The sequence below is a fragment of the Leisingera sp. F5 genome, from assembly GCF_001593695.1.
In genome coordinates this window covers 1-5,089 of sequence record NZ_LUKH01000135.1, presented here as the reverse complement: position 1 = coordinate 5,089, position 5,089 = coordinate 1, and the positions used below count along the sequence as shown (strand labels likewise).

The 5,089-nt window shown below is 55.0% G+C and carries 5 protein-coding genes, 1 tRNA gene and 1 pseudogene; 4 read left to right on the top strand and 3 right to left on the bottom strand.

The window, feature by feature from the left end; genetic code table 11:
- Window positions 1–341 precede the first annotated feature (341 nt).
- Window positions 342–539 (bottom strand): annotated as a pseudogene (locus A2I95_RS25720) (IS5/IS1182 family transposase); the annotation flags it as partial.
- Between A2I95_RS25720 and A2I95_RS25715 the strand changes: the two are divergent.
- From A2I95_RS25715 to A2I95_RS25705, 3 genes are all read left to right on the top strand, one after another.
- A complete protein-coding gene (locus A2I95_RS25715; protein ID WP_291734488.1) occupies window positions 504–758 on the top strand; it encodes a recombinase family protein in 255 nt (84 codons plus the stop codon). The pseudogene A2I95_RS25720 and the gene A2I95_RS25715 sit on opposite strands and share 36 nt — an antisense overlap.
- Before the next feature lie 70 nt (window positions 759–828).
- Entirely contained in the window at window positions 829–1,104 is a 276-nt protein-coding gene (locus tag A2I95_RS25710) for a hypothetical protein (protein ID WP_291734486.1), read from the top strand.
- Window positions 1,101–2,111 (top strand): hypothetical protein, encoded by a 1,011-nt coding sequence (locus A2I95_RS25705; protein ID WP_291734484.1) that lies wholly within the window; start codon window positions 1,101–1,103, stop codon window positions 2,109–2,111. The genes A2I95_RS25710 and A2I95_RS25705 overlap by 4 nt, the downstream gene beginning before the upstream one ends.
- 212 nt (window positions 2,112–2,323) lie before the next feature.
- On the opposite strand, the gene A2I95_RS25700 is transcribed toward A2I95_RS25705, so the two are convergent.
- A complete protein-coding gene (locus tag A2I95_RS25700) occupies window positions 2,324–3,520 on the bottom strand; it encodes an NADH:flavin oxidoreductase/NADH oxidase family protein (protein ID WP_291734482.1) in 1,197 nt (398 codons plus the stop codon).
- A 103-nt stretch (window positions 3,521–3,623) separates the two neighbouring features.
- Here A2I95_RS25700 and A2I95_RS25695 point away from each other — a divergent pair, with 103 nt between their 5' ends.
- Window positions 3,624–4,523, top strand: coding sequence for a LysR family transcriptional regulator (locus A2I95_RS25695; RefSeq protein WP_291734480.1), 900 nt, complete (start codon window positions 3,624–3,626; stop codon window positions 4,521–4,523).
- A 300-nt stretch (window positions 4,524–4,823) separates the two neighbouring features.
- On the opposite strand, the gene A2I95_RS25690 is transcribed toward A2I95_RS25695, so the two are convergent.
- Window positions 4,824–4,913 (bottom strand) — tRNA-Ser (locus A2I95_RS25690).
- Between the last annotated feature and the right edge of the window lie 176 nt (window positions 4,914–5,089).

Sequence of the window (5,089 nt, the reverse complement as noted above, 5' to 3'; positions counted from 1 at the left end):
GCGCAAACCCTGATCATGGGCGTGCAGGACGAAGCACAGGGTCAAACCCCGGCCGAGCTTTCAACCAAACGGGATGCCCTGATCACCGCCATGCAGAAGGCCACCGCCGGTCTGCGTTAACGCTATTGGAAATTAAAGAAAGCCTTTGAACCGGTACCTCGCTGTCATCGGCGCCGGGCATGGACGTACAGCGGTGACGGAATATTCGGCGTTTTCGCAATCGACGCTCGTAAAAGGGCTCAAGGCCAAACCGGCACATTTGGAAAATGCGAGTTAGGGTCAGGATGGGCGTTGTTGCGTAGCTCCAGCCTGAAACGTGACTGCCCCTTTTCCCCTTGGTGTCAGGCGACGCGTTCGATCCCGGCTTGGCCGAGCGCGTTGAAGCGGTTCATGAGTGCAATGCGGATGTGGATTTCGGCGGTTTGGCGGTCGGGGTCTCGCGATGCGGCCCTCTCGCCAAAGGATTTGAGACCGCGCATCTTCGCCTCGACCCGACTTCGGACGTGATAGCCCGACCACCGCTTCCAAATAGCCCGACCAAGGGTGACGGTCTGGCGTCGCAAGAAAGCCGTTGTCGCGAATACGCGCGGTATAAGGGCTATGAGGTGATTGAGGTCTTTAACGATAATAAATCAGGTGGCGATGCTGACCGTCCTGCCATGATTGCCCTTCTGGCGTACCTGAAAGTGCAAAAGGAAACCTGTGTTGTCATCATCGATGACATCAGCCGTTTCGCGCGGGATGTGGTTGGACATTGACAACTGCGGACGCTGCTGGCCGAAGCGGGCGGCAAGCTGGAAAGTTCGTCAATAGAATTTGGCGAGGACAGTGACAGCATTCTGGTTGAGAACCTGCTGGCGTCTGTGTCCCAGCACCAAGGCCAGAAAAAACGGCGAACAAACTAAAAATCGTATGCGGGGGCGTGCGCTTAATGGTTGCTGGGTGTTCCGTGCGTCGATTGGTTACAAGTATGAGCGCGTTGCAGGGCATGGCAACATGCTGGTGCGGGATGAACCTTTGGCTTCCATCATCCAAGAGGCCTTGCAAGGGTTTGCCTCCGGCCATTTTGAAACACAGGCCGAAGTGAAACACAGGCCGAAGTGAAACGGTTTCTGGAATCAAAACCTGCATTCCCGAAAGATTTTGCCGATGGCACAATTCGTTTTGAGCGGATCATCCGCCTGATGACTCGCACGCATTTTGCGGGTTACATCGAAATCCCCGAGTGGGATGTGTCACTGCGCAAAGGCCATCATGAAGGTCTGATCTCACTTGAGACCCATGAATTGATCCAGCAACGGATCAAGGACGGAGGCAGAGCTCCCGCTCGCAAGGATATCAACGCGGACTTCCCTCTGCGGGGATTCGTGTGCTGCGATGACTGCAACACACCTCTGACGGCCTGCTGGTCCACCAGCAAGTCGGGCAAGAAACATCCGTATTGCCTCTGCCACGCCAAAGGCTGTCCCAGCTATCGTAAATCCATCCGCCACGATGTGCTGGAAGGTGAGTTTGATACATTGATGCAAAGCCTCACACCCTCCGAGGGCATGTTTGCCATGGCGTCAAAGATGTTCAAAGACGCTTGGGGACAACGTGCGGGACAAATGGAGGCTGTCAAACGCCTGATCAGCACGGAGCGCAACCAATTGGATAAGCAAATCGAAGGCCTTTTGGATCGTGTCGTGGACGCGGACAGCCCAACCCTGATCACGGCCTGTGAAAAGCGTATCGAAAAATTGGAGCGTGAGAAGTTGATCTTAGACGAAAAACTGCAAAACAAAGGAAAGCCAATGCATACCTTCGAGCAAATGTTCGAACACGCACAGCAATTCCTGTCAGACCCTTGGAAACTATGGAAAAGTGGAAACCTGATTGCCCAAAGAACTGTCCTGCGACTGGCCTTTGCAGAGAAAATTGGCTTTGCACGAAATAAAGAACTTCGAACACCAAAAACCACCTTGCCACTCAAGATGTTAGAGGGGGTTTCTTACCAAAAGAAGATTAATGGCGGAGAGACAGGGATTCGAACCCTGGGTGGGCTTGCACCCACAACGGTTTTCGAGACCGTTTCCACGGCCGTATTTGGAGCCCCGTCACCAATAAAATAGGGATTTCTGGCACTTCAATGCGGGCCAAATCGGCACGGTTGGAGGGTAGGGGTGTCATAGAAAAGTGTCATAGCGATTTGAGTTGAGTGCGCTTTTGAGCTTTCGTTCAGAAGGGAGGTGTCGCTCCAAAAGGGAGCGGAAAGAAGCCGTTCGCAGCACATTGAACTAATGACCAGCGTTGGGAGAAACCGGTGAATCAAGATGGGGATGCTTTACGGAGCGAAGAACCTCACCTTCCAAAGTTCTATACGCTGATCGTCGCGTGTTTCATATTCAGCGATGGCATCGCTGATTTCCCGGTCCACGAGATCTTCCCGATCCTCCCCAAGATCCGCCATTCGCATGGTAAACCATGCCGTCATCCCCCCCGGCGGTAGGGTGGTGAAGCGTGGAAAGGCAGGATCACCCATACCCGCTTGCCATGTTGAAGGCAGTGCCGGATCAAGGACAAAGCCTCGCGCAAGCCCAACCGCATCCACATCTCCCGCGATGATCGCTGCCTCAGCCTCTTCATGGTGTTTGAACCCACCGGTGACCATGAGCGGAGTCGAGATCAATCCACGCGCAGCACGAGCGAAGTCGAGAAAGTACGGGCCTTTGGTTGCACGTTCCGAGCTTGATGGAGCGCCGGGGAAATAGGTTCCGCCGCTGATGTCCAACAAATCAATGCCTTTGCGGTCAAGCCCAGCAACCACTCTGAGCGCATCTTCTTCGGTAAGCCCGCCATCAAGTTGGTCGGTGGCATTCAGCTTAACTGCAACCACAAAGTCAGCGGGCACCGCGGCGCGCACCGCCTCGACTGTTTCGACCAGCAATCGCATCCGCGCATGGATCGGACCGCCATAAGCATCCGTCCGGCGGTTAAAGAGGGGGGAGAGAAACTGGCTCAAAAGAAAACCATGGGCGGCATGGATTTGGACGCCTCCAAAACCCAACTCCGCTGCGCGCCGGGCTGTATTGGCAAATCCTTCAGGAACAGCGCCAATCTCAGTAAGTGACATTTCCTTGCTTTGGAAGTCGGGCAAGACAATTGCGCTCGGACCCTTGGGATCGCTGATCGGCAAATGAGCCAAAGCACCGGCATGGCCAAGCTGCAACCATAGTTGCGCTCCGTTTGCTGACCCCCGCCGGGCAAGGTCGCTGAACGCCCCCGTGTCGGCCCCCTCGTCGAGCACGAGATTGCCCGGCTTCTCAGGGTAACGTGGATCACCTTGCACCTCGCCGATGATCGACGCCGCCAATCCACCCTCGGCCCAACGTTCATAGAGTCGCATCTGCGCGAGGGTCGGGTTGCCCCGGCCATCCGCCAACGAATCCGACATAGCCGATTTGATGGTCCGGTTCTTCAATACCCGCCCGTTCGGCAGGGTGAGCGGCATGAAGAGGCAGTTTTTCGAAGCGCTATGCAAGGCGGTTCTCCTTGGTTTTCAGCCTCCATTTGAGATACAATGGATATACTCCCGTGAAAATGTGGTTATAGGGATCAACATTTGATAGTAATGGGAATAGATCGTGCAAAAGACAGAGTTGGAGATCCTTCTGGCCGTCGTTGATCACGGCAGTTTCTCAGCTGCTGCCAGAGTATTGGGATACACTCCATCAGCTGTGGGCAAGCGGGCGCATCAGCTGGAACAGAGGTTGGGGGTGCCGCTTCTTGTCCGCTCGACCCGGCGCATGACACTGACAAAAGCCGGGCAGCGATATGTGGAGGAAGCACGGGATCTTCTTGCCCGCCTGACGGCCCTGGAAGAGGATATTGCCGATGATGCCGACAGCCTGCGAGGCACAATCCGCCTGACAAGCTCGGCGGCACTCGGGCGGTTACATGTCGTCCCTCTGGTGATCGAATTCATGGAATGTCACCCGGACGTCGAAATCGAATTATTACTTACGGACAAGATCATCGACTTGGTCGGAGAAGGCTTTGACCTCGCGGTCCGAAGTGGTGCCTTGCCGGACTCATCCCTTGTCTCACGTAAACTAAAGAGCAATCGGCGTGTGCTGTGTGCCGCGCCTGCCTATCTCAAGCAGCATGGTATCCCTCAACAACCCGAGGAGCTCACCACGCACAGATGTCTGCGCTTGGGGCAAGAAAAGCAACTTTCGGATTGGGGGGTCAGCCGAACGCAGAGTGGCATAGTGCGGCTTGGTTCCGGGTTGTTGTGCAACAGTCTCGAAGCGCTCCTTGCTGCATGCCGAGCGGGTCGTGGCGTGGCATGGCTGCCGGAGTTTCTCATCATTGACGACCTGCACACAGGACGTCTGGTGCCGGTGTTGACGGAGCATGCAGAGACAGGTGCTGGAGGCGGGATATTTGTTCTACGTCCGGAGACCGCATTCTTGCCACGCCGGATTCGAGCTTTGGTCGACTTCCTAGCTTATCGCTTCAAAGAAATTAAAACGATTGAATGAGCAGACAATTCCGTCAGCAATGTAAGTTCTCCCGAATGAAGGGGAAAAGGGTTTGCGTCTGATCGCCTGAAACTGGTCATTCACCCTATGACGCTCGGGTGGCAGCGGTCGGTCTGTTGGGGATTTCCAATTGGGCAAGCAGACCCAAGATAATTTTCTTGAAAATGCCAAAATCTATTTTGGTCTGCTCGGAAACAGACCCATCTGTTGTTCAGCTGATTACAAAGTTAGAGTGCCTCAAACAAAATCACAGGGCGCTTAGCGGTGGCAGCCCGGAGTTCTCGTTGTCGAAGGGGATAGTGGCGGAGAGACAGGGATTCGAACCCTGGGTGGGCTTGCACCCACAACGGTTTTCGAGACCGCCCCGTTCGACCACTCCGGCACCTCTCCGCGGGGGTCTGGTGGGGCAGCGTTTAAGGTTGATTCCAGGTGCGCGCAAGTGGGAAATGCGGCTTTGCCAAAAAAAGCCGATCTGCCGTTGCCAGCCAAAGGTTTTTGCCTAAATTTGCTTTATGCAGATGACCCTCAAAACCCCCGCTGTGCTCTTGCGTTTCCTGATCCTGCTG